The sequence below is a fragment of the Streptomyces sp. NPDC056128 genome (assembly GCF_042263835.1).
GTDB lineage: Bacteria > Actinomycetota > Actinomycetes > Streptomycetales > Streptomycetaceae > Streptomyces.
This window is the reverse complement of sequence record NZ_JBHJVQ010000011.1, coordinates 92,999-118,135: the sequence shown is the minus strand read 5'-3', so window position 1 is coordinate 118,135 and position 25,137 is coordinate 92,999. Positions and strand designations below refer to the sequence as shown.

At 70.9% G+C, this 25,137-nt stretch carries 21 protein-coding genes; 11 read left to right on the top strand and 10 right to left on the bottom strand.

Translation table 11 applies throughout. The features are described 5' to 3' along the window. Positions 1-62: 62 nt before the first annotated feature. The 3 genes from ACFC1X_RS22090 (at position 63) to ACFC1X_RS22080 (ending at position 6,393) form a co-directional block, all read left to right on the top strand. Positions 63-4,751, top strand: a complete 4,689-nt coding sequence (locus ACFC1X_RS22090; protein WP_376356124.1) for an RHS repeat-associated core domain-containing protein — start codon at positions 63-65, stop codon at positions 4,749-4,751. Positions 4,752-4,782: 31 nt separating this feature from the next. Further along, positions 4,783-5,514: a hypothetical protein gene (locus ACFC1X_RS22085; protein WP_376356122.1), complete on the top strand. Its 732-nt coding sequence runs from the start codon at positions 4,783-4,785 to the stop codon at positions 5,512-5,514. A gap of 99 nt (positions 5,515-5,613) precedes the next feature. Next, positions 5,614-6,393 carry a S16 family serine protease gene (locus tag ACFC1X_RS22080; protein WP_376356120.1) on the top strand — a complete coding sequence of 260 codons (780 nt, stop codon included), beginning with the start codon at positions 5,614-5,616 and terminating at the stop codon, positions 6,391-6,393. Between the two features lie 19 nt (positions 6,394-6,412). Here the strand turns inward: ACFC1X_RS22080 and ACFC1X_RS22075 are convergent, their stop codons facing one another. The 5 genes from ACFC1X_RS22075 to ACFC1X_RS22055 are packed head-to-tail and all read right to left on the bottom strand — an operon-like array spanning position 6,413 to position 10,760. After that, on the bottom strand, positions 6,413-7,381 hold the full coding sequence (locus ACFC1X_RS22075) for a glycine betaine ABC transporter substrate-binding protein (RefSeq protein WP_376356280.1): 969 nt from the start codon (positions 7,379-7,381) through the stop codon (positions 6,413-6,415). 20 nt (positions 7,382-7,401) lie between these two features. Further along, a complete protein-coding gene (locus ACFC1X_RS22070; RefSeq protein ID WP_376356118.1) occupies positions 7,402-8,295 on the bottom strand; it encodes an ABC transporter permease in 894 nt (297 codons plus the stop codon). Then, positions 8,292-9,599: a betaine/proline/choline family ABC transporter ATP-binding protein gene (locus ACFC1X_RS22065; protein WP_376356116.1), complete on the bottom strand. Its 1,308-nt coding sequence runs from the start codon at positions 9,597-9,599 to the stop codon at positions 8,292-8,294. The genes ACFC1X_RS22070 and ACFC1X_RS22065 overlap by 4 nt, the downstream gene beginning before the upstream one ends. Further along, positions 9,592-10,239: an ABC transporter permease gene (locus tag ACFC1X_RS22060; RefSeq protein ID WP_376356114.1), complete on the bottom strand. Its 648-nt coding sequence runs from the start codon at positions 10,237-10,239 to the stop codon at positions 9,592-9,594. The genes ACFC1X_RS22065 and ACFC1X_RS22060 overlap by 8 nt, the downstream gene beginning before the upstream one ends. A 29-nt stretch (positions 10,240-10,268) precedes the next feature. After that, positions 10,269-10,760 carry an Lrp/AsnC family transcriptional regulator gene (locus ACFC1X_RS22055; RefSeq protein WP_376356112.1) on the bottom strand — a complete coding sequence of 164 codons (492 nt, stop codon included), beginning with the start codon at positions 10,758-10,760 and terminating at the stop codon, positions 10,269-10,271. A 138-nt stretch (positions 10,761-10,898) separates the two neighbouring features. Here ACFC1X_RS22055 and hppD point away from each other — a divergent pair, with 138 nt between their 5' ends. Beyond that, complete coding sequence (gene hppD / locus ACFC1X_RS22050; RefSeq protein WP_125495259.1) at positions 10,899-12,044, top strand: 4-hydroxyphenylpyruvate dioxygenase; 1,146 nt, start codon at positions 10,899-10,901, stop codon at positions 12,042-12,044. A gap of 23 nt (positions 12,045-12,067) precedes the next feature. Here hppD and ACFC1X_RS22045 read toward each other — a convergent pair whose 3' ends face one another. Beyond that, positions 12,068-13,468 (bottom strand): tetratricopeptide repeat protein, encoded by a 1,401-nt coding sequence (locus ACFC1X_RS22045; RefSeq protein ID WP_376356110.1) that lies wholly within the window; start codon positions 13,466-13,468, stop codon positions 12,068-12,070. A gap of 92 nt (positions 13,469-13,560) precedes the next feature. Here ACFC1X_RS22045 and ACFC1X_RS22040 point away from each other — a divergent pair, with 92 nt between their 5' ends. Continuing rightward, the gene (locus ACFC1X_RS22040) at positions 13,561-15,003 is read left to right on the top strand and encodes an FAD-binding oxidoreductase (RefSeq protein ID WP_376356108.1); all 1,443 of its coding nucleotides are present in this window, start codon (positions 13,561-13,563) and stop codon (positions 15,001-15,003) included. A gap of 13 nt (positions 15,004-15,016) precedes the next feature. Here the strand turns inward: ACFC1X_RS22040 and ACFC1X_RS22035 are convergent, their stop codons facing one another. After that, complete coding sequence (locus tag ACFC1X_RS22035) at positions 15,017-15,430, bottom strand: SsgA family sporulation/cell division regulator (RefSeq protein ID WP_376356106.1); 414 nt, start codon at positions 15,428-15,430, stop codon at positions 15,017-15,019. A gap of 258 nt (positions 15,431-15,688) precedes the next feature. Between ACFC1X_RS22035 and ACFC1X_RS22030 the strand changes: the two genes are divergently transcribed. Continuing rightward, on the top strand, positions 15,689-17,116 hold the full coding sequence (locus ACFC1X_RS22030) for an RDD family protein (RefSeq protein ID WP_376356104.1): 1,428 nt from the start codon (positions 15,689-15,691) through the stop codon (positions 17,114-17,116). Between the two features lie 244 nt (positions 17,117-17,360). After that, the gene (locus ACFC1X_RS22025) at positions 17,361-18,095 is read left to right on the top strand and encodes an RDD family protein (RefSeq protein WP_376356102.1); all 735 of its coding nucleotides are present in this window, start codon (positions 17,361-17,363) and stop codon (positions 18,093-18,095) included. 42 nt (positions 18,096-18,137) lie between these two features. Here the strand turns inward: ACFC1X_RS22025 and ACFC1X_RS22020 are convergent, their stop codons facing one another. Next, positions 18,138-18,428: a hypothetical protein gene (locus ACFC1X_RS22020; RefSeq protein WP_376356100.1), complete on the bottom strand. Its 291-nt coding sequence runs from the start codon at positions 18,426-18,428 to the stop codon at positions 18,138-18,140. 420 nt (positions 18,429-18,848) lie between these two features. Here ACFC1X_RS22020 and ACFC1X_RS22015 point away from each other — a divergent pair, with 420 nt between their 5' ends. Beyond that, positions 18,849-21,200: an immune inhibitor A domain-containing protein gene (locus ACFC1X_RS22015; protein ID WP_376356098.1), complete on the top strand. Its 2,352-nt coding sequence runs from the start codon at positions 18,849-18,851 to the stop codon at positions 21,198-21,200. Between the two features lie 158 nt (positions 21,201-21,358). Further along, positions 21,359-21,700, top strand: coding sequence for a hypothetical protein (locus ACFC1X_RS22010; protein WP_376356096.1), 342 nt, complete (start codon positions 21,359-21,361; stop codon positions 21,698-21,700). Positions 21,701-21,736: 36 nt separating this feature from the next. On the opposite strand, the gene ACFC1X_RS22005 is transcribed toward ACFC1X_RS22010, so the two are convergent. Next, the gene (locus ACFC1X_RS22005; RefSeq protein ID WP_376356094.1) at positions 21,737-22,324 is read right to left on the bottom strand and encodes a nicotinamidase; all 588 of its coding nucleotides are present in this window, start codon (positions 22,322-22,324) and stop codon (positions 21,737-21,739) included. Positions 22,325-22,408: 84 nt separating this feature from the next. Next, positions 22,409-23,758, bottom strand: coding sequence for a nicotinate phosphoribosyltransferase (locus ACFC1X_RS22000; protein ID WP_376356092.1), 1,350 nt, complete (start codon positions 23,756-23,758; stop codon positions 22,409-22,411). Between the two features lie 98 nt (positions 23,759-23,856). On the opposite strand from ACFC1X_RS22000, the gene clpS reads away from it, so the two are divergent. After that, positions 23,857-24,174 carry an ATP-dependent Clp protease adapter ClpS gene (gene clpS, locus ACFC1X_RS21995; RefSeq protein WP_122619849.1) on the top strand — a complete coding sequence of 106 codons (318 nt, stop codon included), beginning with the start codon at positions 23,857-23,859 and terminating at the stop codon, positions 24,172-24,174. Between the two features lie 41 nt (positions 24,175-24,215). Beyond that, complete coding sequence (locus ACFC1X_RS21990) at positions 24,216-24,824, top strand: DUF2017 domain-containing protein (RefSeq protein ID WP_376356090.1); 609 nt, start codon at positions 24,216-24,218, stop codon at positions 24,822-24,824. The last annotated feature ends 313 nt before the right edge of the window (positions 24,825-25,137 follow it).

Sequence of the window (25,137 nt, the reverse complement as noted above, 5' to 3'; positions counted from 1 at the left end):
TTGTAAGTTCACGTGTGCATACGGGTTGTTGCTGATGCGCGTGCGTCGACGGGGGTTGCGTGATGGTGGGCCACAGGCCGAGTGACTGGCATGTCCTGGACCTGGACAAGGACCCGACCCCAGGCGACCCGCAACGCGTGCGCACGCTCGCCAAGACGTTGCACGACTTCGCGGACGACGTGTCCGAGGCGCTGCGCCTGGTGAAGGGCATGGCGGGGGAGGGCACGCTCGCGGAGTGGGCGGGCAAGTCGGCGACGGTCTTCAAGGAAGAGTTCTCCGGCGTTCCGAAGAACCTGAAGAAGCTCGAGAAGTCGTACGGGATGTGCGGCGACGCCCTCGCCGACTTCTGGCCGAAGCTGGAGCGCGCCCAGGCCCTGGCCGACAAGGCGCTGGTGAAGGCGCGCGAGGCCCGCCAGGACCTCACCTCCGCCCAGTCGAAGCTGTCCTCGGCGGACTCGTGGGTGACGCGGGCGTCGAAGGAGGCGGACAAGTACAAGGACGACCCGACGGGCAGCAAGTCGGACGCGGACAAGCCGGACGAGGCGAAGGTCCGCGCCGCCACCCGTGACGCCCAGCACGCCAGGACGGCCCAGACCAACGCGCAGTCGGCCGTCGACTCGGCGCAGAGCGCGCTGGACGCGGCGAAGAAGATGGCCGAGGACGCCCGCAAGATGCGCGAGGACGCGGCCCGCGACGCGAAGAACAAGATCGACGAGGCGTCGGACGCGGGCATCCAGAACCGTTCGTGGTGGGAGGACGTCGGCGACTGGTTCTCCGACAACTGGGACACGATCGTCGCGGTCTGCAAGGTCGTCGTGGCGGTCCTCGGGATCATCGTGATGATCATCGGCGGCCCGATACTCGCTGCGATCGTCGTCGTGGCCGCTCTCGTGGTCCTTGCGGACACGCTCTACAAATACAGCAAGGGCCAGGCGTCCCTGTGGGATGTGGGGCTGGCGGCTCTGGACTGCATACCCGGCATGAAGGGCCTGACCACCCTCGGCGGACTCGCCAAGGGCATGAAGGGGATGGCCACCGCCGTGCGGGGTGGTCTGAAGACCTTGCGCTCCGGCGCCAAGGACCTTCTTGCGAAAGCCAAGCCCTACAAGGGCCGGTGCCGGGGCGGCGACCCGATCGACATGGTGTCCGGCGAGATGCTCATGGAGCAGGTGGACCTGGAACTCGGCGGGCTCCTGCCGCTGTTGGTCCGGCGCACCCACGTCTCGACCTACCGCTGGGGGCGATGCTTCGGGGCGAGTTGGGCCTCGACGCTGGACCAGCGCCTGGAGATCGACGACCAGGGTGTCGTATTCGCGAGTGAGGACGGCATGCTCCTGGCCTATCCGATTCCCGCACCCGGCACCGCGACCCTGCCTCTGGAGGGGCCTCGACGGCCGTTGACGTGGAACGGTGACGGCGCAGGCACGATCACCGTCCACGACGACGAGACCGGACGGACCCACCACTTCGCCCCCGGTGTACGGCGCGACGATGACACCCCCGCCTACACCCTGCCTCTTGCCGCGACAACCGACCGCAACGGGCACCGCATCGACTTCCTCTACGACGAGGGGGGCGCCCTCGTCGAGATGCGTCACTCCGGCGGCTACCGGGTGGCAATCGCCACGGAAGACGGCCGGGTCACGTCCCTGAGCGTTCTCAGCTCACCGGAAGACGGCTACGGCGCGGAAGCCCACTCACCGTGGGCGGTGGTGCGACGCTACGGCTATGACACGGAGGGCAATCTCCGCGTCGTCTCCGACGGGCAGGGCCGGGACTTCCAGCTCACGTACGACGCCGAGTCCCGCATCACGAGCTGGACCGACCGCAACGGCGGTTGGTACCGCTACACCTACGACGAGCGGCACAGGGTCACGGTCGGCAGGGGGGCGGACGGTTTCCTCGACTGCTCCCTCACCTACGACGACGCGGCACGCGTCAACACGTACCGCAACTCCCTCGGCCGGGCCACCACCTACCGGTTCGACGAGCGTCTGCAACTCGTCCAGGTGACCGACCCTTTGGGAGCCTCGACCCGCCGGGAGTGGGACGAGAACGGACGCCTCGTCTCCTGGACCGACCCCCTGGGCCGCACCACCCGGCAGGTCTTCGACGCGGCCGGTCACCTGACCGAGGTGGTCAGACCGGACCTCAGCTCTGTCCGGGCCGACTACGACGAGGCAGGCCGCACCCGCCGGCTCACGGACCCCGACGGTTCGTTCTGGACCTACACCTACGACGAGCAGGGCAATCGCCTGTCCGTCACCGACCCGTCCGGCGCGACCACCCGCTACGGCTACGACGCTCTGGGGCGGCCCCTCTCCGTCACCGACGCGCTCGGCCACACCCGGCACATCCAGACCGATCCGGCCGGTCTGCCGCTGGCCCTCACCGACCCGGAGGGCCGGACGACCCGAGCGCGGCGCGACTCCTTCGGGCGCGTGACCGCGGTGACCGACCCCGCCGGCGCCACCGATCGATTCGGCTGGACCGTCGAAGGACTGGCCTCGTGGCGTTCGCTCCCGGACGGCGCGACGGAGGCCTGGAGCTGGGACGGCGAAGGCAATCCCGTCTCGCACACGGCCCGCGACGGTGCGGTCACCACGTACGAGTTCACCCACTTCCACCAACCGACCTCCCGCACCACACCGGACGGCCGCTGCTACACGTTCTCCTACGACACCGAACTGAACCTGACCGGTGTCCACAACGCGGACGGCCGCACCTGGGAGTACGCCTACAACGAGGCCAACCGCCTGATCCGGGAGACGGACTTCAACGGCCGCACGCTCACCTACACGCACGACGCGGCCGGGCAGCGTACGTCGTGGAGCAATGGCGCCGGACAGACCACGGACGTGACCGTGGACCTGCTCGGCCGGCCACGCCGGTACCGCACGGCGGACGAGGTCACCACCTACGAGTACGACAGCACCGGCTCACTGCTCCGCGCCGCCAACCGCGACACCACGGTCGAACGTACCTACGACTCCGTGGGGCGCACGTTGACCGAGACGGTCAACGGCCGGACCACCACCTACACGTACGACGCCCTCGGCCGTCGCATCAGCCGGCGCACTCCCTCGGGCATCACCTCGACCTGGACGTACGAGGCGACGGGCCACCCGCGGACCCTGAGCGGCGCCGGCAGCCAACTGCGCTTCGACTACGACACCGCCCATCGTGAGATCCGCAGGACGCTGGGTGCGGAGGCGGTGCTCCACCAGAGCTGGGACGGTTCCGGCCGGCTGACCGGGCAGTCGGTCACCGCGCCCAACCGCGGCAGTGGCGACGTGGGCGGTGAGCTGCTCCAGCACCGTACCTACACGTACGACCTCGACGGAGCGCTCAGGGAGATCGACGAGCTGCTCGGCGAAAGCCGCCGGTTCGACGTGGATCCGGTCGGCAGGCTTACCGCGGTGAGGACCGCCGACCGCGAGGAGAACTACGGGTACGACCGCGCGGGCAACCTCGTCACCAGCTCCCCGTACGACGGAACCGCGGAGCCCCAGCCCCACCATGCCGACGGAACCAGACTGCACCGTGCCGGACGTACCACCTACGCCTACGACGGCCAGGGGCGCCTGATCCGCAGGACCGTCCGTCTCCTCAGTGGCGGACGGCGCACATCCCACTACGGGTGGAGCTCGGAGGACCGCCTGGTCCGGACCGTCGCACCGGACGGATCCGAGTGGCGCTACACCTACGATCCGGACGGCCGGCGGGTCGGCAAACAACGCCTCGGCACCGGCGGAGACGTGCTGGAGGAGACGACGTTCAGCTGGGACGGAACACGCCTCGCCGAACAGATCGAGACCGACGGCACCGTCACCACCTGGGACTACGCACCGGGTTCCTACCGACCCGTCGCCCAGACAGTGACCGGCGGCCGGGAACGGCCGGCAGCGGACGCCACCGGAAACGGCGGCGCAGGCGACCTGAGCGACACCGACGCCCGCTTCTACGCCATCGTCACCGACCTCGTCGGAACGCCAACCGAACTCGTCTCGGCGGACGGCCGGATCGTCTGGCACCGCAGATTCACGGCCTGGGGGCAGCCGACCGGCGCACCGCCCCCAACGCCGGAAGCCGACTGCCCCCTGCGCTTTCCCGGGCAGTACGCGGACGCCGAGACCGGCTGGAACTACAACTACTTCCGTTACTACGACCCGGAGACCGCGCGTTACGTCAGCGCCGATCCGCTGGGCCTGGCACCGGACCCGAACGACTACGCCTACGTCGCCAACCCGCTCATTCTCCTCGACCCGCTGGGCCTCATCCGCATCCGCGGCCAGCGAGGCCGCTGGGAAAGGGACCCGAACTCGCCCGTACAGGCCCACAACCGCGACACCGAGTACCCCGGCAGCTATCGCCAGTCCACCCATGACGCCATGACCGCCACCTGGACCGACGAGGGCATCGCCCAGGGCGGCACACCGATGCGGCCCACCGGGCAGCTCGACTCCCAGGGCCGTCAGATCATGGAACGCATCCCCAGGTCCGAGCTGACCTGGCGCAACTCCGCGGGCGAGATCATCCCGTCCAACCAGCTCACATACGAGCACCTGACACCGGTGGTCGATCACTGGAACCAGACGGGCTACCGTTCCGACCGGGCCACCCGCAACGACTTCTACAACCGCCCCGAGAACATGGAGCCCATGACGAGAAGCGAGAACTCCCGCGGCGGTGCGCTCATGGACGCCACCTACCGCCAGGATGTCCACCCCACCCTCTACTCATGCAGCTAGGGCCCCCGACCCGAGCACAGGAGCCACCCTCATGAACCTTGGATCCGTCCTGTCCGCCATGCCCGGCGCCGCTCCCGTTCCGGGTCTGGCCTCCGCGTGGCGGTGGTCGCCGAACCCGATGTTCACCTTCACCGCCGCACTTTCCACCGACGGCCAGCACAACCTGCAGGTCAACGTACGTGGTCGCTACGACGAGGCGCTCGTCACGGCACTACTCGCCCACGCGCGCGCCCATGACGACACCTTCGTGGGGCAGGGGCGGCCCCTGGTAGCCGTCGGCGGCTTCCACCACGACGGGACGCAGTTCGACACCGTTGGAGTGGCGGCCCCCGAAGTGCACGGCTACCACGGCACCGAGAACCCGGAGCTGTCAGCGGTCACCTACGCCGTCTTTCCCGCCTACGCCAGTGAGATCTCCGGCAGGGAGAACGAGGAAGAGGCCTGGGGGAGGTTCCGCAAAATGCTCCAGCCGAACAAGCTCGATCGAACCGAGATGCCGTTCGTCAAGATGCGCTACGACAACACCCGTACCCAGAGCATGAGCAAGGGTGACGCCCGCGGCCTCGCACCCCTGGACACGCTGGTGCGGGAACTGGAACTGCTCGACGGCGCTCCCGGCAGCTTCGTCGAGTGGGAGAACCGGCACGGCGCCGTCTGGCGAGTGGACAGCACCGGCGACACACTCGAGCTGACGCACGACGCGACGCGGGAGCCGGTGATCCCCAGCCGGCTGCATGCCGTGGCCCGCACCAGCGTCCAGTAAGCCCCCATCCGTCCCCCACAGCCCCCGGAGGACCGGTCCTCCGGGGCCGCCGCCCCGCCCCCACCCCGAGCGGCAGCGCCCCCGCGTTAGATTGACCCCGTGCTCTCACGTCTCTCCCGCCCCCAGTTCCTCGCCGTCTGCGGTGTCCCCGTCGTGGGGCTGCTCGCTGCCGCCCTCTTCGCGCCGTTGCCGTTCTCCGTGGCGCAGCCGGGGCTGACGGCGGATGTGCTCGGGGAGAATCAGGGGGCCGAGGTGATCACGATCAAGGGGGCGCCGACGCACGAGACGAGTGGGCAGTTGCGGATGACCACGATCGAGGCGACCGGGCCGGATGCGCGGGTCCGGCTCGGTGACGTGGTCGACAGCTGGTTCGACACCGACCGGGCCGTGATGCCGCGCGACGCCGTCTACCCGAGCGGCGACGACGTGAGCGAGATCGAGCAGTACAACCAGGAGCAGATGAAGGAGTCGCAGGATGCGGCGACCACGGCTGCCCTGGACTACCTGCGCCTCGGCAACGAGGACATCGACGTCGATCTGCGGCTGGAGGACGTCGGCGGGCCCAGCGCCGGGCTGCTCTTCTCCCTCGGCATCGTCGACAAGCTCGGCACCGGCGACCTCACCGGTGGCGAGGTCATCGCCGGTACCGGCACCATCACCACCGGCGGCAAGGTCGGCGCCGTGGGCGGGGTGCCGCTCAAGACGCAGGCCGCGCGGCGGGACGGGGCGACCGTCTTCCTCGTACCGAAGGCCGAGTGTTCGGACGCGCAGGCCGAGCTGCCGAAGGGGCTGCGGCTGATCCCGGTCACCACCCTCAAGGGCGCCGTCGACTCCCTCACCGCCCTGGAGAGCGGCAAGGGCGGCGTGCCCGCCTGCTGAGCATCACGGGCGGTCTCCTCTAACCCTCCACCACGAAGCCCTTCTCTTTCATCCAGTCCAGCGCGACCTGGTGCGGATCCTCGCCGTCCACGTCGACCTTCGCGTTCAGGGTCTGCGCGACGTCGTTGGTCAGCGCCTTGGTGACCGGGTCGAGGACCGAGGCGATCGCGGGCCACGCCTCGAGGGTGGCGGTCCGGACCATGGGGGCCGCGTTGTAGTTCGGGAAGAACTTGCGGTCGTCCTCCATCACCACCAGGTTCATCGACTTGATCCGGCCGTCGGTGGTGAAGACCTCGCCGTAGGTGCAGGCGCCCTTCGCGGTCTGGGTGTAGATGATGCCGGTGTCCATCTGCGTGACGTTCCCGGCCGACAGGGACATCCCGTACGCCTTCTCCAGACCCGGCAGCCCGTCCGCGCGGTTGGCGAACTCGCCCTCCACGCACAGCGTCACCGCGCCCGGGTCCGACTTCGACAGTTGGGCGACCTCCGAGAGCGTCTTCGTCCCGTACCTCTTGTAGTTCGCCTGGTTCATCGCCAGCGCGTACGTGTTGTTCATCGGCGCCGGCGGCAGCCACGTCAGCCCCTTCTTCGCGTCGGCGTCCTTCACCGCCTGCCACTGCTGCCGGGGGTCGGCGATCGGCTTGCTGTTGCCCAGGTACGTGATCCAGGCGGTGCCCGTGTACTCGTACGTGGCGTCGGCGTCGCCGTTCTCCACCGCCGCCCGGGTGCCGACGGAGCCCTGGATGCCGGTGCGGTCCAGCACCTCGGCACCGGCCGCCTCGAAGGCGATGCCCATGATCGCGCCGAGCACCAGCTGCTCGGTGAACTCCTTCGAGGTGACCGTGAGATCCGCGCCCTCCAGCGGCCGGCCCTGCCCGATGGAGCCGGGTCCGACGTCGTCGACCATGGGGGAGCCGCTGGTCAGGCCGCAGCCGGCCGAGGCCACCAGGACGGAGGCGGCCAGCAGAAGGCACGTACGCCTGCTCATGGCGCCGACTCGGGGCCGTCTCATGTCCCCACCTCCAGGCCCCGCGGCCGCAGCAGCAGCTCCGCCAGCGAGGCCAGCCAGTCCACCAGCAGCGCGAGGGCCACGGTGAGAACCGAGCCGAGCACCAGCACCGGCATCCGCTGGCTGGTGATCCCGGTGGTGATCAGCACGCCCAGGCCGCCGCCCCCGCCGAAGGTCGCCAGCGTCGCCGTACCGACGTTCAGCACGAGCGCCGTGCGCACACCGGCCAGGATGAGAGGGACGGCCAGGGGGAGTTCCACCCGGGTGAGCACGCCCAGCGGGGACATGCCGATGCCGCGGGCCGCCTCCAGGAGCGTCGGGTCGTTCGCCTTCAGGCCCGCGATCGTGTTGGAGAGCACGGGCAGCACGGCGTAGATGATGATGCCGATCAGGGCGGCCCGGCGGCCGATGCCCAGCCAGATCACCAGCAGCGCGAGCAGGCCGATCGCGGGGGTCGCCTGGCCCATGTTGGCGAACGCCATCGCCACCGGCGTGGCCTTCCGGAACATCCGGCGGGTCAGCAGGATGCCCAGCGGGATCGCGATGATCAGTACGAAGAAGGTGGAGATCACCGTGAGTTGGACGTGCTGCCACAGTGCTTTGGTGACCTGGCCGTTCGACAGCGCGTTCCGGCTGAGCGCGTCCAGATCCGCCTGCCGGAACCACAGCCAGGTCGCCAGCAGTACGGCGATCAGGACCACCGGCAGGAAGGTCAGCTTCCGCCAGCCGACCCGGGACTGTGCCGCCGCCGGGGACGGCCGCCGCGGCTCCTGCTCGGCCGCGTGCTCCGCCTCGTCGGCCTCGTCCGCTTCGTCGTCCCGGAAGGCGACACCCTTGACCTCGTGCTCACCCTCGGAACGCCGCCCGCCGGGGGACCGGGACGAACCGCTCATGCCCGGCCCCCGATCCCTCCGAAGCCCTCCTGCTCGGCATGGGTCTGCCCGCTCCGGGTCTCCTCCAAGTCGTGCTGGTGCTCCAGCGCGTCCAGCCGGTCGGCCTCCAGCAGCTCGTGCACGGAGTTCATCAGCGTCTCCATGTCGACGACGCCCGTGTACTCCCCGCGCCGCCCGGTCACCGCGACCCGCCCCGCGTTGTCGGTGAGCACCGCCTCCAGCGCGTCCCGCAGCGTCGCGTCCCGGGTCACCGTGTCGTGGACCAGCGTCCCGGCCCGCGCCAGCGAACCCCTGGCCCGCATCAGGTCGCCGCGCCGCAGCCACTTGTAGGGCCGGCCGCGCCGGTCGAGGAGCAGGATCTCGTTGGTGCCCGCGTCCCGGAGCCGGTCGAAGATGTGCTGGAGCGGGTCCTCCACGGTCACCGTCGGGTAGTCGGTGATCGCCACGTCCCGCACCCGGCTCAGGTTCAGCCGCTTCAGCGCCGCACCCGCGCCCACGAAGCCGGAGACGAAGTCGTCCGCCGGGTTGGTGAGGATCGCCTCCGGGGTGTCGAACTGCGCGATGTGGGAGCGTTCGCGCAGCACGGCGATCCGGTCGCCCAGCTTGATCGCCTCGTCGAAGTCGTGGGTGACGAAGACGATCGTCTTGTGCAGCTCGTGCTGGAGCCGGATCAGCTCGTCCTGGAGGTGGTCCCGGGTGATCGGGTCGACCGCGCCGAACGGCTCGTCCATCAGCAGGACGGGCGGATCCGCCGCCAGCGCCCTCGCCACGCCCACCCGCTGCTGCTGGCCGCCGGACAGCTGGCGCGGATAGCGGTTGTGGAACTCCCCGGGGTCGAGGCCGACCAGGTCCAGCATCTCCTCCACCCGCGACCTGATCCGCGCCTTCGACCAGCCGATCATCCGCGGCACCAGGGCGATGTTCTGGGCGACGGTCATGTGCGGGAAGAGACCGGAGGCCTGGATCGCGTAGCCGACCTTGCGGCGCAGCTTGACCGGGTCGATGTCGGTGACGTCCTCGCCGTTGATGCGGATGCGTCCGCCGCTGGGCTCGATCAGCCGGTTGATCATCTTCAGGGTGGTGGACTTCCCGCAGCCCGACGGGCCGACGAAGATGACCGTCTCGCCCGCCTTGATCTCCATCGACACGTTCTCGACGGCCGGCTGCGGGGTGCCGGGGTAGAGCTTGGTGAGGGACTCCAGCTCGATGGTCGCCCCGGTGGTGGCCCCGGTGGTGGCCCGGGTGGTGGCTTCGGCCCCGTCGGCCCCGTCGGCCGCTGCGGTGGTCCCGGTCGTCTCAGGCACGGATCCCCCTGGGAATGGTCAGGCGTCCGAGCAGGACGTACGCGGCGTCGAACAGAAGCGCCAGGATGATGATCCCGAGCGTGCCCGCGAGCACCTGGTTGAGCGCGTTCTTGCTGCCCAGCGAGGCGATGCCGCGGAAGATCTCGTTGCCGAGGCCGGGACCCGAGGCGTAGGCGGCGATCGCGGCGATGCCCATCAGCATCTGCGTCGAGACCCGGATGCCGGTGAGGATCGGCGGCCACGCCAGCGGCAGCTCCACCCGCAGCAGCCGGGCCGGGCGCGACATCCCGATGCCCTTGGCCGCGTCCACCAGCGCCGGGTCGACCCCGCGCAGACCGACGATCGAGTTCCGCACGATCGGCAGCAGCCCGTACAGGGTCAGGGCCGTCACCGTCGGCGGCACGCCCAGACCCACGATCGGGATGAGCAGACCGATCATGGCCAGCGACGGGATGGTGAGGATGGTCGACGTGGACAGGGTCGCCAGGTTTCCCGCCCACTCGCTGCGGTAGGTGACCACGCCGATCAGCACCCCGAGCAGCGTCGCCACCACCATGCACTGGAAGACGGCGCTGGCGTGCTGATAGGCGTCCGCGAGCAACTGCTGGTGGCGGCTGCCCAGGAAGTCCCAGAAGTTCACGTCCGCTCACCTCCGGGATCGGTTCGGTCTCAGTCGCCTCTGCCGGTGTCCTCGGCCGCCTGCTCCACCAGCGGGATGATCCGCAGCGGGACGGGGTTCTCCATGACGATCGCCGTGGAGGCCCGGACGATGCCATCAAAACCGACGACCAGGTCGATCACACGCTGGAGATCGGCGTTCGAGCGGGCCACCAGCCGGCACAGCATGTCCCCGGTACCGGTGGTGGTGTGCAGCTCCAGCACCTCTGGCACGGTCGCCAAGTGCGCCCGGACGTCGGCCCCTTGGCCCTGCCGGATCTGCAGCGTCGCGAAGGCGGTGACCGGGTAGCCGAGGGCCGCCGGGTCCACCTCGGGACCGAAGCCGCGGATGACTCCGTTCGACTGAAGCCGGTCGAGGTGGGCCTGCGCGGTGCCGCGCGCCACGCCGAGCCGCCGGGACATCTCCAGCACCCCGATCCGCGGCTCCCGGGCCAGCAGCCCGATGATCCGCCCGTCCAGCCGATCGATCCCCGTACCCGCCATAACCGCACCCTCCCGGCCGGTCACCCCGGCTAGTCATCCTGTACAGATCGCCCGCATCGACCGGCGTTTCACTGGTCAGGTTGCCCACTGAAAACGCGAACTATTGCGCACCTTGCAGGCAGGGGAGAACCTGCGGCTATGACGCAGACCACACACCACACTCCCGACACCGCCCGGCAGGCCGATCCCTTCCCGGTCAAGGGAATGGACGCGGTCGTCTTCGCCGTGGGCAATGCCAAGCAGGCCGCGCACTACTACTCCACCGCCTTCGGCATGAAGCTGGTCGCCTACTCCGGACCGGAGAACGGCAGCCGGGAGACCGCGAGCTACGTCCTGGAGAGCGGCTCCGCCCGCTTCGTGTTCACCTCGGTGATCAAGCCGTCCACCGAGTGGGGCACCTTCCTCACCCAGCACGTGGCCGAGCACGGCGACGGCGTCGTCGACCTCGCCATCGAGGTGCCGGACGCGCGCGCCGCCCACGCGTACGCCGTCGAGCACGGCGCCCGCTCGCTCGCCGAGCCCCACGAGGTCAAGGACGAGCACGGCACCGTCGTCCTCGCAGCGATCGCCACCTACGGCGAGACCCGCCACACGCTCGTCGAGCGCACCGGCTACGACGGCCCCTACCTGCCCGGCTACGCCGCCGCCGACCCGATGGTCGAGCCGCCCGCCCGGCGCACCTTCCAGGCCGTCGACCACTGCGTCGGCAACGTCGAACTCGGCCGGATGAACGAGTGGGTCGGCTTCTACAACAAGGTCATGGGCTTCACGAACATGAAGGAGTTCGTGGGCGACGACATCGCGACCGAGTACAGCGCGCTGATGTCGAAGGTCGTGGCCGACGGCACCCTCAAGGTCAAGTTCCCGATCAACGAGCCCGCGATCGCCAAGAAGAAGTCCCAGATCGACGAGTACCTGGAGTTCTACGGTGGCGCCGGCGTCCAGCACATCGCGCTGAACACCAACGACATCGTGCAGACCGTCCGCTCGATGCGCGCGGCCGGCGTCCAGTTCCTGGACACGCCCGACTCGTACTACGACACGCTCGGCGAGTGGGCCGGCGAGACCCGGGTGCCGGTCGAGACCCTGCGGGAGCTGAAGATCCTCGTCGACCGGGACGAGGACGGCTACCTGCTGCAGATCTTCACCAAGCCGGTCCAGGACCGCCCGACCGTCTTCTTCGAGATGATCGAGCGGCACGGCTCGATGGGCTTCGGCAAGGGCAACTTCAAGGCCCTGTTCGAGGCGATCGAGCGCGAGCAGGAGAAGCGCGGCAACCTCTGACCTGCGGCAACCTCTGACCCGCGTCACTCCCCGGGCGGGCCCTCCTCCGAGGGCTCGCCCAGCTCCTTCAGCGCCCGCTCCGCCTCCGGCGCCCCCAGCGGCGAGAAGTGCGGGTTGATCATCAGCGCCTCCCGCAGATGCCGCCGCGCGGGCCCGTACCGCTCCAGCTCCTTCTCGATCACACCCCGGTGGAACACGTACAGCGCGCTGCGCACCCCGCCGCCCTTCTCGCTGTCCGTCGCCAGGGTCGCGAACTCCAGCGCCTCCTCGTGCTCACCGCTCCGGTGCAGCGCCCAGCCCAGCGCGTCGGCGACCGCGGTCCCCGGCTGCCGCCCCCACTCCGCCCGCAGCCGCCGCACCGCGGCCGCCGGGTCCCCGTGGTCCGCCTCGAACCGCCCCAGCACCAGCGCCTCGTCGGCCCCGGCCGCCTCGGCGCCGCGCACCCGCGCGCGCAGCAGGTCGTACTGCACCCGCGCGGCCTGCTCAAGACCCAGCGACTCGTACAGCTCGCCCAGCTCCAGGGCGTACTCGGGGCTCGGCCGCTTCGCCAGCGCCGCCTGGTACGCGGTCAGCGCGTCCGTCGTCCGGCCCAGCGCCGCCATCGCCCGGCCCTGCCCGGCCTGCGCGGCCCGCTGGTCGGGGTCGGTGCGCAGCGCCTCCTGGAAGAACCGCAGCGCCCCCTGGAGGTCCCCGCGCTCGAACGCCAGCCGCCCGGCCTGCTCCAGATAGGCGGCCCGCTCGGCCGGCGCCTGAGCCGCGGCCGCCGCGTCGGAGATCTGCGCCGCCGCGTCCTCCCGCCAGCCCCGGTCCCGGTACACGGCCGCGGCCCGCGCCTTCACGGCCGGTGTGCCCGCACGCAGCTCCAGCATCCTGTCCAGGGCGCGGCCGACGCCCTTGCGGTCGCCGAGCCCGGTGTAGGCGTCGATCAGCACCGCGTGCGCCGTCCACCGCTTCGGCGCCGCCTCGGCCGCGCGCTCGCCCCACTTCTTCGCCGCGGGGAAGTCCCGGCGCACGACCGCCAGCGCCGCCAGCCCCTCGAGGGCCTGCGGATTGCGCTCCGCCCCCACCTTCAGCGAGGTGTTCAGCGCCTTCTCGGCCTTCGCCCAGTTCGCGAAGGACTCCGTCCGGCGGCCCTGCTCGACGTAGGCCGTGCCCAGCACCGCCCACGACACCCCGTCCAGCGGATGCGCCCGCAGGTGCGACTCCCGGTCGCCGATCAGCACCGCCAGGTCCGGGAGCGCGGCCGGCACCCCGGTGGTCACCGCCCCCCGGGCCATGGCTGCGGGCCCCGGCGCGGGCGGGGGAGCGTCGTCCCCCTCCCAGGGCAGCAGCACCAGGACCCCGCCGAGTACGACGGCTCCGGCGACTGAGGCGATCAGCACCCGGCGCGTGCGGCGGGAACGCCACCCGTGTTCGATCTCCATGGCGCCCACTGTGCGCCCATATGACGAGCACACCCGTGCTTGCGCCGGGCGCCGTCCACGGGGTTCACACCGATGGCCCCGGGTGCGAACCTGTGATCATGAGCCGTATCGAAGCGCCTCAAGAGCCAGCCGACGGAGCCGACGGAGCCGACGCGGCCCCGGCCGTCACCAGCGCCCTCGTCGAGCGGCTGCTCGCCGGGCTGCCCGTCGAGGCCGTCCTCACCGACCCCGACGTCACGGCCTCCTACGCCAACGACATGGCGAGCTTCTGCCCGTCCGGCGTCCCCGCGGTGGTCGTCCTACCGCGCACGGTCGAGGACGTCCAGCACGTCATGCGCACCGCCACCGAGCTGCGCGTCCCGGTCGTCCCGCAGGGCGCCCGCACCGGGCTGTCCGGCGCGGCCAACGCCACCGACGGCTGCGTCGTGCTCTCCCTGACCAGGATGGACCGCATCCTGGAGATCAACCCGGTCGACCGCGTCGCCGTCGTCGAGCCGGGCGTCGTCAACGCCACGCTCTCCCGCGCGGTGAACGAACACGGCCTGTACTACCCGCCGGACCCCTCCAGCTGGGAGATGTGCACCATCGGCGGCAACATCGGCACCGCCTCCGGCGGCCTGTGCTGCGTCAAGTACGGGGTGACCGCCGAGTACGTCCTCGGCCTGGACGTCGTCCTCGCCGACGGCCGCCTGATGTCCACCGGCCGCCGCACCGCCAAGGGCGTCGCCGGATACGACCTCACCCGCCTCTTCGTCGGCTCCGAGGGCTCCCTCGGCATCGTCGTACGGGCCGTCCTCGCGCTGCGCCCCAAGCCGCCCGAGCAGCTGGTGCTGGCCGCCGAGTTCGCCTCCGCGTCCGCCGCCTGCGACGCGGTCTGCCGGATCATGGAGGGCGGCCACGTGCCGTCCCTCCTCGAACTGATGGACCGTACGACCGTCAAGGCGGTCAACGACCTCGCCCACATGGGTCTGCCGGAGACCACGGAGGCCTTGTTGCTGGCCGCCTTCGACACCACCGACCCCGCCGCCGACCTCGGCGCCGTCGGCGCGCTGTGCGAGGCCGCCGGTGCCACCCAGGTGGTGCCCGCCGACGACGCGGCCGAGTCCGAACTCCTCCTCCAGGCGCGGCGCCTGTCCCTCACGGCGCTGGAGGCGGTCAAGGGCACCACGATGATCGACGACGTGTGCGTGCCGCGCTCCCGGCTCGGCGACATGCTGGAGGGCATCGAGCGCGTCGCCGCCAAGTACGACCTCACCATCGGCGTCTGCTGCCACGCGGGTGACGGCAACACCCACCCCACCGTCTGCTTCGACGCGGGGGACCCCGACGAGTCGCGGCGGGCCCGCGAGTCCTTCGACGAGATCATGGCCCTCGGCCTGGAACTGGGCGGCACCATCACCGGCGAGCACGGCGTGGGCGTCCTGAAGAAGGAGTGGCTGGCCCGCGAGATCGGCCCGGTGGGACTGGAGATGCAGCGGGCCGTCAAGCACGTCTTCGACCCGCTGGGCATCCTCAACCCCGGCAAGCTCTTCTGACCCGCGGCGGGGCTCACCGGGCGAGCAGTTCGGCCAGTCCGTCGTCGATGCCGAGCTGCCCGCCCTCGGTGCCCGGCGGCACGGTGCGCAGCGTCCGCTCCAGCCAGGCGGACACCTGGGCGGTGGGCGCCTCCAGGAGGGCGTCCCCGTCGGGGCTGCTCAGCGCCATCAGTACGACGCTGCGGCCCTCCGCCTTCGACGGCCACACCCGCACGTCCCCGTGCCCGGACGGCCGGAAGACCCCCTCCACCAGCAGATCGCGCGCGAACGTCCAGTGCACCGGGTGGCCGGAGTCGATGTGGAAGGTGATGTGCACGGCGTAGGGGTCGTCGGTGTGGTAGCCGAGCAGGGCCGGCACGGCGATGCCGCGCTCGGGGGACAGGATGAGCCTCAGCTCCAGTTCGCGTTCCACGACGGTGGGGTGCATGGCGGGTTGTTCCTCTCTCGTACGGATCCGCACGGGCCGCCCGGAGCGGGCCCGCACGAGTGAGAGCGGCCGGAGCCGCGAGCGTTACGCGGGTTCGCGGAACTTTTTTCCCACCACCTCTGTCCCAGGTGTGAAGGTCCATGCACGAGGTTGCCCGGAAAGGGGCGGGTCCGGCGGGACCGGCGGTGCGGATTGCGCCCGTCTGATAGATGTTTGGTGCCCCTCTATCAACCCCCGAGCAGATACGGGACGACGGACATGAGCGCCCCAACCCCGGCCCCCGGCGACGACAGGCCCCGCGAAGGGTATTACCCGGACCCGTCCATTCCTGGATATGTCCGGTACTGGAACGGCGCCTCCTGGGTGTCGGGCACCAGCCGGCCCGCCCCCAAGGACGGCGAGTCGCTCGCGCCGCCGCCCGGCGCGCCGGCCTCGGCCTCCGTCGAGGAGACCGGCCCGCACTTCTTCGACGAGGACCCGGTCGCGGAACAGCCGCCCGCGGCGTCCCAGCACGGCAGCCGTCCCGAGCCCGCGGCGGCCTGGGGCGGCGACCGCGCCCACCGCTCCGGTCACCCGGACGCCCCGGGCCGGTCCGTCGCCTGGCCCGGCCCGGCGCAGGGGACCGACCCGAGGATCCCGCACGCCCGGCAGGAGGGACCGTCCGGCGAGGCGGCCCCCGCCGACGCGGGTGCGGGTGCCGGTGCCGCGCGGGCGGACGTCCCGGCGGAGCCCGCGTCCGGCGAGGCGGAGGGCCGGGGCGGCAACACCTTCGTCTTCCGCCGCCCGACGGCGGGCCCGCAGGGCGCCCCGGCCGCGGGCGGCACCCCCGCCCCCGGGCCCGCGTCTTCCGCCGATGACGACGAGGGCACCATGACCTTCCGCGCCGTCAAGCCCCGCGCGGGCGGGCAGCCCGGCGGTGCGGGCACTCCGGACGGGCCCGGATTCGGCGCCGGGGCGGCCGCCGCACGGGCGGCCGCCCCGCAGGCGCCCGCGAACCCGGCCGTTCCTCAGCAGGCGCCCGTTCCCCACCAGGCGCCCGCGCCGCAGCCCGCCGCGCCGGTCGCGGCCGGTCCCGGCGGCGGTCAGTCCTCGTGGGCGCAGCAGGTGCACCGGCTGGCCGGGGCGGGCGGCGAGGAGCAGCCCGTCGCGCCGTGGAAGCCGCCGGTCGAGGACGTGTTCCAGGCCGCCGCCCGGCGCCAGGCGGCGGCCCGGCCCGCCGGACTCGGCAAGCGGCTGGCCGCCCGGCTGATCGACACCGTCGTCCTCGCGGGCGTCACCGCCGTGGCCGCCGTACCGCTCGGCACCAAGGCGATCGACCACGTCAACGACAAGATCGACCAGGCGAAGCTCTCCGGTGAGACGGTCACGGTCTGGCTGCTCGACGGCACGACGTCGCTGTATCTGGGGATCGTCCTGGCCGTCCTGCTCGTCTTCGGCGTCCTCTACGAGGCGCTGCCCACCGCCAAGTGGGGCCGCACCCTGGGCAAGCGGCTGCTGGGCCTGGAGGTACGGGACATCGAGGCCCACGAGGCGCCGTCCTTCGGCGCCGCGTTGCGCCGCTGGCTGGTCTACAGCGTGCCCGGGCTTCTGGTCGTCGGTGTGGTGGGCGTCGCCTGGTGCCTGTTCGACCGGCCGTGGCACCAGTGCTGGCACGACAAGGCGGCGGGTACGTTCGTCGCGGGCTGACTGGGCGGGCGGGGTAGGGGTCGGGGGCTTCTGTCTCGCGGCCGACTGCGGGTGCGCGGGGGCTGGTCGCGCAGTTCCCCGCGCCCCTTGAGGTACGTGCACTGGACGCGCCCCGAAGGGGCGCGGGGAACTGCGCGAGCAACCACGACGCACCCGCACCTACCGACGAACCCCTGGCCCCCTCGCTACTCCGGACGGCCGCTCGCCGGATGCGAGGAAAGAGAGTCCGAGTTCGACTCGGGACATGAGCAGTGAACCGCCCCCCGGATCCGGCGGGCAGCCGCCGGAAGACGACCCGTTCAGGAAACCGCCTCCGTCCCCCGGCCCGGGCCCGGAGCCCGGGTCCGGCGAGGGCGGCCCCTACGGCACCCCGCCCCCGGGTGGTGCCCCGCCCCCCGGCGGAGGAGGCCCGTACGGCACCCCACCCCCTGGTGGAGGCGGTCCGTACGGCGCCCCACCCCCCGGTGGCGGCGGTCCCTACGGCGGTGACCCCTACGGCGGTGCCGGCGCCCCCGGCGACCCCCTCGCCGGTATGCCCCCGCTCGCCGACAGCGGCCGCCGCACCCTCGCGAGGATCATCGACATGATCCTCGTGGGCATCGTGGTCTGGCTGCTCAGCTGGGCCTTCAACGTCCAGGAGTACACGGTGGACGGCGAGGACATCGAGGTCGGCAACTCGCTCTGGCAGTCCGTGATCGCCGCCGTGCTCTACATCGCCTACGACACCTTCCTGATCAGCAGGACGGGCCAGACCCTGGGCAAGAAGTGGCTCGGGATGCGCGTGGCCAACCTGGACAACGGAGCGACGCCCTCGGTGCAGACGTCGCTGATCCGTGCCCTGGTGCTGTGGATCCCGTTCGCGTTCTGCTGTGCCTGCGTCTGGACGGTCATCGCGGGCGGCTGGAGCTTCTTCGACCGGCCCTACAAACAGGGCCTGCACGACAAGGCCGCCAAGACGGTCGTGGTCAGCACCCGCTGACGGCCCCGCTGACCGCCCCGCCGACGGCCCGGCCGAAGGCTCCTACGCGGCGCGTCCCCGCGCCGACTCGCCCGCCCCCGCGGAGATCCGGGCCGCCGGCACCGGCGTCCGGTCCGCGGCGGGCCCGCGGGCCGCGACGGGGGACACGGTGCGTGTCCTGGGCTGGGGGACCGTCATGGCGACCAGCAGCCCGAGGGCGAGCGCCGCGACGGCGATGACGGCGACGCCGGGACCCGAACTCGTCCGTGACAGCAGCAGCATGGCGAGTGTCGAGAAGATCACGGTGCACGAACCGTAGGCGAACTGTGCGGCAGTCGGACGGGGCATGGCCATCGTGTCCTCGGAAGACGATCTTGGGGGTGAGACGGTCTGTCGGCCTGGCTGTCCGCCGGCTTCCGGGCGTTCCGCCAAGCGACTCTAACCCGCTGTGTGCCCGAGTGGAACCAGCAGTAAGCATGACCTAACCGACATGGCCGATGCACGGGGGGCGCACGGATTCATGGCGTCCGGGAAGTGGACGGCGCCGCGCGCCCGCCGGAGGTGCCGACGGCCTCGTCGGTCACGATCCGGTGTCCGCAAAACGAACGACGCCTCCGCATAGTGCACTTGTTCTGCTCAAGTCAAGGTCTGTCTTTTCTGGTGAACCTCTAGTCAAATGTCGTCACTTGACTACACGCGTTGAGCACGTGTGCGCGGACTTTGCTCTGTCCTTGTCCCCCCATCCGCGCGCGTGAACGCGGGGGAGGAACTCAAGTGACCAGCAGATCCTGGACGTTCAGAACGGCGGCGACCACCGTCGCACTCGCCGCCGCCACCGCCACGCTGTCCGCGGCAGGCGTGGCCCAGGCGGACTCGCCGGCCCGGCCCGCGGCCGTGGACCGCCAAGACCCGCACCCGGAGAAGGGCGTGGACTCCCACGACCTCAAGGGCCCGATGAGCGACACGCAGGCCGCTCAGCGTGAGGAGGCCCTGAACCAGGTCATATCCGGCAAGGCCTCGGTGAAGAAGAAGGACGGCTCCAACGTCGTCCAGCTCAAGAGCAAGAAGGGCGACAGCAAGTACGTCGAGCTGGGCCGGGAGAAGACCGACAAGATCTTCACCATCCTGGTCGAGTTCGGCGACAAGGTCGACAGCCGCTACGGCGGCGAGGCCGGCCCGCTGCACAACCAGATAGCCAAGCCGGACCGCAAGACGGACAACTCCACGGCCTGGCAGGAGGACTACGACCAGCAGCACTTCCAGGACCTGTACTTCGGTTCCGGCAAGGGCGTCGACTCCGTCAAGACGTACTACGAGAAGCAGTCCTCCGGCCGTTACTCGGTCGAGGGCGAGGTCTCCGACTGGGTCAAGGTCCCCTACAACGAGGCGCGCTACGGCAACAACTCCTGCGGCGACACCAACTGCCCGAGCGTGTGGAACGTCGTCAGCGACGGCCTGAACGCCTGGGTCGAGCAGCAGAAGGCGGCCGGCCGCACCGACGCCCAGATCAAGGCGGACGCCGCCCGCTTCGACGAGTGGGACCGCTACGACTTCGACGGCGACGGCGACTTCAACGAGCCCGACGGCTACATCGACCACTTCCAGGTCGTGCACGCCGGCGAGGACGAGTCCGCGGGCGGCGGCGCCCAGGGCACCGACGCGATCTGGGCGCACCGCTGGTACGCCTTCGGCACCGACGCCGGCGCCACCGGCCCCGAGCAGAACAAGCTCGGCGGCTCGCAGATCGGCTCCACCGGCGTGTGGGTCGGCGACTACACGATCCAGCCCGAGAACGGCGGACTCGGCGTCTACGCCCACGAGTACGGCCACGACCTCGGTCTGCCGGACCACTACGACACGGCCGGCGGCGACAACTCCACCGGCTTCTGGACGCTGATGTCGTCCGGCTCGTGGCTGGGCACCGGCCGCAAGGAGATCGGCGACCTGCCCGGCGACATGACCGCCTGGGACAAGCTCCAGCTGGGCTGGCTGAACTACGACACCGCCAAGGCGGGCGTCAACTCCTGGCACAAGCTGGGCCTGGCCGAGTACAACACCAAGCACAAGCAGGGCCTGGTCGTCGAGCTGCCGAAGAAGGCGGTCACCACCGAGATCGTCACCCCCGCCGAGGGCAAGACCCAGTGGTGGAGCGGCAGCGGTGACAACCTCAAGAACACGCTGACCCGCAGCGTCGACCTCACCGGCAAGTCGTCCGCCGCCCTCACCCTGGACGGCTGGTACGACATCGAGGCCAACTACGACTACCTCTACACCGAGGTGTCCACCGACGGCGGCGCCAACTGGACCGCCATCGACGGCACGTTCGACGGCCAGCCGATCCCGCGCGACGCCGCCGACAAGCCGGCCCTGCACGGCACGGTCGACGCCTACGGCAAGCTGGCCTACCCGCTGGACGCCTACGCGGGCAAGAAGATCGACCTCCGCTTCCGCTACCAGACCGACGGCGGCGTGGCCCAGAAGGGCTTCGCGGCCGACGCGATCACGGTGACGGCCGACGGCAAGGCGCTGTTCACCGACAACGCCGAGTCCGCGGACGCCGCTTGGACCGCGAACGGCTTCTCCCGCGTGGGCGCGTCCTTCACCAAGGACTACGCGCAGTACTACATCGCCGAGAACCGTCAGTACGTGTCGTACGACAAGACGCTGAAGACCGGCCCGTACAACTTCGGCTTCTCGGAGCGCCCGAACTGGGTGGAGCACTACGCGTACCAGAACGGCCTGCTGATCTGGAAGTGGGACACCTCCCAGGCGGACAACAACACCAGCCAGCACCCGGGCTCCGGCCTGGTCCTGCCGATCGACTCGCACCCGACCGCGCTGAAGTGGAAGGACGGCACGCTGATGCGCAACCGCATCCAGTCGTACGACTCGCCGTTCAGCCGCTACCGCACGGACGGCATGACGCTGCACCAGGCGGACGTCGCGAAGTACATCCCGGGCTCGAAGGGCGTCTCGGTCTTCAACGACCGCAAGAGCGACTACTACGACCCGGCGAACCCCACGGGCGGTGTCAAGATCACTGACACCAACACGAAGATCAAGATCCTCAAGGAGGCCAAGAACGGCTCGACGATCGAGCTGGAAGTTGGCCCCGCGGGCAGGTAAATAGCATCTGCCCAGGTCAGAGTGTGTTCGGCGGTGACCCCCTGGCGGGTCACCGCCGATCCGTGTTTAGGTGCGTCCTGTGGTTCTCTTATTGACACCGGGCGCGGAGCCCGGACCGACACCCGGCCCGACACAGGCTGACAGGGGGGTATGACCGCATGGCCGCAGGAGGCTTCTGCAAGCTGCCGAACGGCACGGTGGTGGTGGCACTGAACCTGCCCAGCCCCGCCTGTCCGGAGGGCAGCGTGCGCTTTCTCGTCCACGCCCGCAACCGGGCGCGCGCCCTGACCAGGCTGCGCAACCTGGGGCTGCGCGCGGTCTACCTGCGGGGCAACGCGGCCCCGCCGACCCCGGACGAGGTCACCGCGGTCCTGCACCACCCGGACGGCCTGATATGGCGCACGGCGCCGGTGGCCGGGGTGGCGGGCGGCCCGGACCTGGTCCAGGAGCTGTGGCACCCGATCCGCGCCCTGCTCAGACGCCCGACGGCCCAGACCTAGAGCCGGCCGGCCGACTACCGGCCGACTACCGGCCGACTACTGGACGACCGGCTTCCCGGACAGCTCCACGCCCGCCTCCAGCAGCTCCTCCAGCGCCCGCTCGGTGGTCGCCTGGGCCACCCCGGCGGTCAGGTCGAGCAGCACCTGGGTGCGGAAGCCCTCGCGGGCCGCGTCCAGGGCGGTGGCCCGCACGCAGTGGTCGGTGGCGATGCCCACGACGTCGACCTCGTCGATCTCCCGGGTCCGCAGCCACTCGGCGAGCGTCGTGCCGTTCTCGTCGGCGCCCTCGAAGCCGCTGTAGGCCGCCGAGTACGCCCCCTTGTCGAAGACGGCGTCTATGGCCCCGGAGGCGACGGCCGGCGCGAAGTTCGGATGGAAGCCGACCCCCTCGGTGCCGGCCACGCAGTGCGCCGGCCAGGAGTGGACGTAGTCGGGGTTGTCGGCGAAGTGGCCGCCCGGCGCGATGTGGTGGTCGCGGGTGGCCACGACGTGGCGGTAGCCGGCGGGCGCCTGCCCGATCAGCTCGGTGATGGCGGCGGCCACGTCGGCACCGCCGGACACCGCGAGGCTGCCCCCCTCGCAGAAGTCGTTCTGCACGTCTACGACGATCAAGGCGCGGCGCATGGTCGGTGTCCTTCGACTGGGTCGATTGTGGGCTCGGTGATGTGGGGGACGGACGGTGCGGACGCCTGACGGGCCGCACCAGCTTTAGTTACCCGAGCCCTCGTGCGCGTACTCCGTCGGAATGACGGGTTCCCCTCGGGAGAGCTGTGTAGCGGACAGCGGCAGCCCGGCGCGCGCGGCCGCGTGCCGGTCCCGGGCGGCGTCCAGCGGCTCGCGGGCGACGACCTCACCGCCCTTGACCAGCTCGACCAGGAGCTGCCGGTCGGCGAGGTCCGCGGGCACCGGCCCGGTGCCGATCACCTCGGCCTCCGCGTGCCCGTCGGCGTCCAGTCGCCGGGCGGCCCACTTGCGTCCGCCGATCGACGTCTTGCCGCCGCTGGACTTCTTGGCCACCGGCACCAGCGGCGCGCCGTCGCCGGCGCCGCCGGACTCGCGGGCGACCAGCTTGTAGACCATCGAGGCCGTCGGGTGCCCGGACCCGGTCACCAGCTGGGTGCCGACCCCGTACGCGTCCACGGGCGCCGCCGCCAGCGAGGCGATGGCGTACTCGTCCAGGTCCGAGGTCACGACGATCTTCGTCCGGGTGGCGCCCAGCTCGTCCAGCTGCTGCCGCACCCGGTGCGCGACCAGCAGCAGGTCGCCGGAGTCGATGCGCACGGCGCCCAGCTCGGGCCCGGCGACCTCCACGGCCGTACGGACGGCCTCGGCGACGTCGTAGGTGTCCACCAGGAGCGTGGTGTCCCGGCCGAGGGCGTCGACCTGGGCCCGGAAGGCGTCGCGCTCGTTGTCGTGCAGCAGGGTGAAGGCGTGGGCCGAGGTGCCGACGGTGGGGATGTTGTAGCGGAAGCCGGCGGCCAGGTCGGAGGTGGTGGCGAAGCCGCCGACGTAGGCGGAGCGGGCGGCGGCGACCGCGGCCAGCTCGTGGGTGCGGCGGGCGCCCATCTCGATCAGCGGGCGGTCCCCGGCGGCCGAGGACATCCGGGAGGCGGCGGCGGCGATCGCCGAGTCGTGATTCAGGATGGAGAGGATCACCGTCTCCAGCAGCACGCACTCGCCGAAGGTCCCCTCGACCCGCATGATCGGCGAGCCCGGGAAGTACACCTCGCCCTCGGGGTAGCCCCAGATGTCGCCGCTGAAGCGGTACTGGGCGAGCCAGTCCAGGGTCTGCTCGTCGACGATGTCCTTCTCGCGCAGGAAGCGCAGCACGTCCGCGTCGAAGCGGAAGTTCTCCACCGCGTCCAGCACCCGCCCGGTGCCCGCCACGACGCCGTAGCGGCGCCCGTCCGGCAGTCGGCGGGTGAAGACCTCGAACACGCTCCGCCGCCCGGCCGTGCCCGCCTTGAGGGCGGCCCGCAGCATGGTCAGCTCGTACTGGTCGGTGAAGAGCGCCGTGGAGGGAACGTCGACCGGCAGCCCAAGGTCCGCTGTGTTCATGACGAGGATGCTACCCCCATTTCGTCACTCTGACGATTTCGGTTCGCGTGGCGCCCGCCACAGGCCCGTTTGTGCGGGTGCCCCCCTGTGGTGGCAGCATGGGCCCTGTGACGGCAGCCGCACCCATGGAGATCGAGAAGACCGAGTCGGCGGAGGAGGTCTTCGCTGTACCCGAGCCCGACGTGCCCTGGGTGACGATCGTGCACAACGACCCCGTCAACCTCATGAGCTACGTGACGTACGTCTTCCAGTCGTACTTCGGCTACTCCAAGGACAAGGCCACCAAGCTGATGATGGATGTCCACCACAAGGGCCGGGCGGTCGTCTCCGCCGGCTCGCGCGAGGAGATGGAGCGGGACGTCCAGGCCATGCACGGCTACGGCCTGTGGGCCACCCTCCAGCAGGACCGGAAATGACCCTCGCCCGCCCGCAGGACGGAAGTAGCTGAATCGCCGCCATGTCAGGACAGTTCGAACCGCTCCCCGGCGGCGGCGCGGCCGTCGCCCTCGACGACGTCGAGATCTCCATCATCCGCTCGCTGGCCGTACAGCTCCTGGAGCTGATCGGCCCCGGCCCCGCCGAGGACGCCTCCGACGACCCGCTCGCCGAGCTGTTCGCCGAGGGTCCGAGCGAGCCGCCGTCCGACCCGGTGCTGCGCCGCCTGTTCCCGGACGCCTACGGCGACCCGGAGGGCACCCCGCAGGCCCGGGAGGCCGAGGAGCAGCGGGCGTCCTCCGCCGAGTTCCGCCGGTACACCGAGAACGACCTGCGGGCCGGCAAGCGGGAGACCGCGCTCGCCGTGATCCGCGCGCTGGACGCCGTGACCTCCCGGTCGGCCGGCAAGGACGCGGCGGTGCTGAAGCTGTCGGCGGAGGAGTCCCGGCAGTGGCTGGGCGCCCTGAACGACCTGCGCCTCGCGATCGGCTCCCGGCTGGAGATCGCCGACGAGGACGACACCGACCTGCTCTACCGGCTCCCGGACGAGGACCCGCGCAAGCCGATGGTGATGGCGTATCTGTGGCTCGGCGGGCTCCAGGAGTCGCTCGTCGCGACCCTCATGCCCTGACCGCATGCCCTGACCGCGGACCTTATGCCCGGAAGGTGGCGGTTCGGTCACCCTTCGTGTCCGCTCAGCGGAGCCTCAAATCCGGATAACGATCCTGTGAAAGCCGCGTCCTTTTTTGCACCCCCCGGGTGCCTTTTGTCCGCTTCTGCCTGTGTGACACGTCACAGAGCGCCCCTGTGATCAGCGCCGCCGTCGTGGTAAATCTTCACGACCGCCCGGCGAACACCACCCGAATGTTCGTCCGGGTGCGCCACCGAGCCGGCGACCGCCGGCCAGGCACCGAGCGGGATGTGAGGCCCGCTCAGCTCCATCA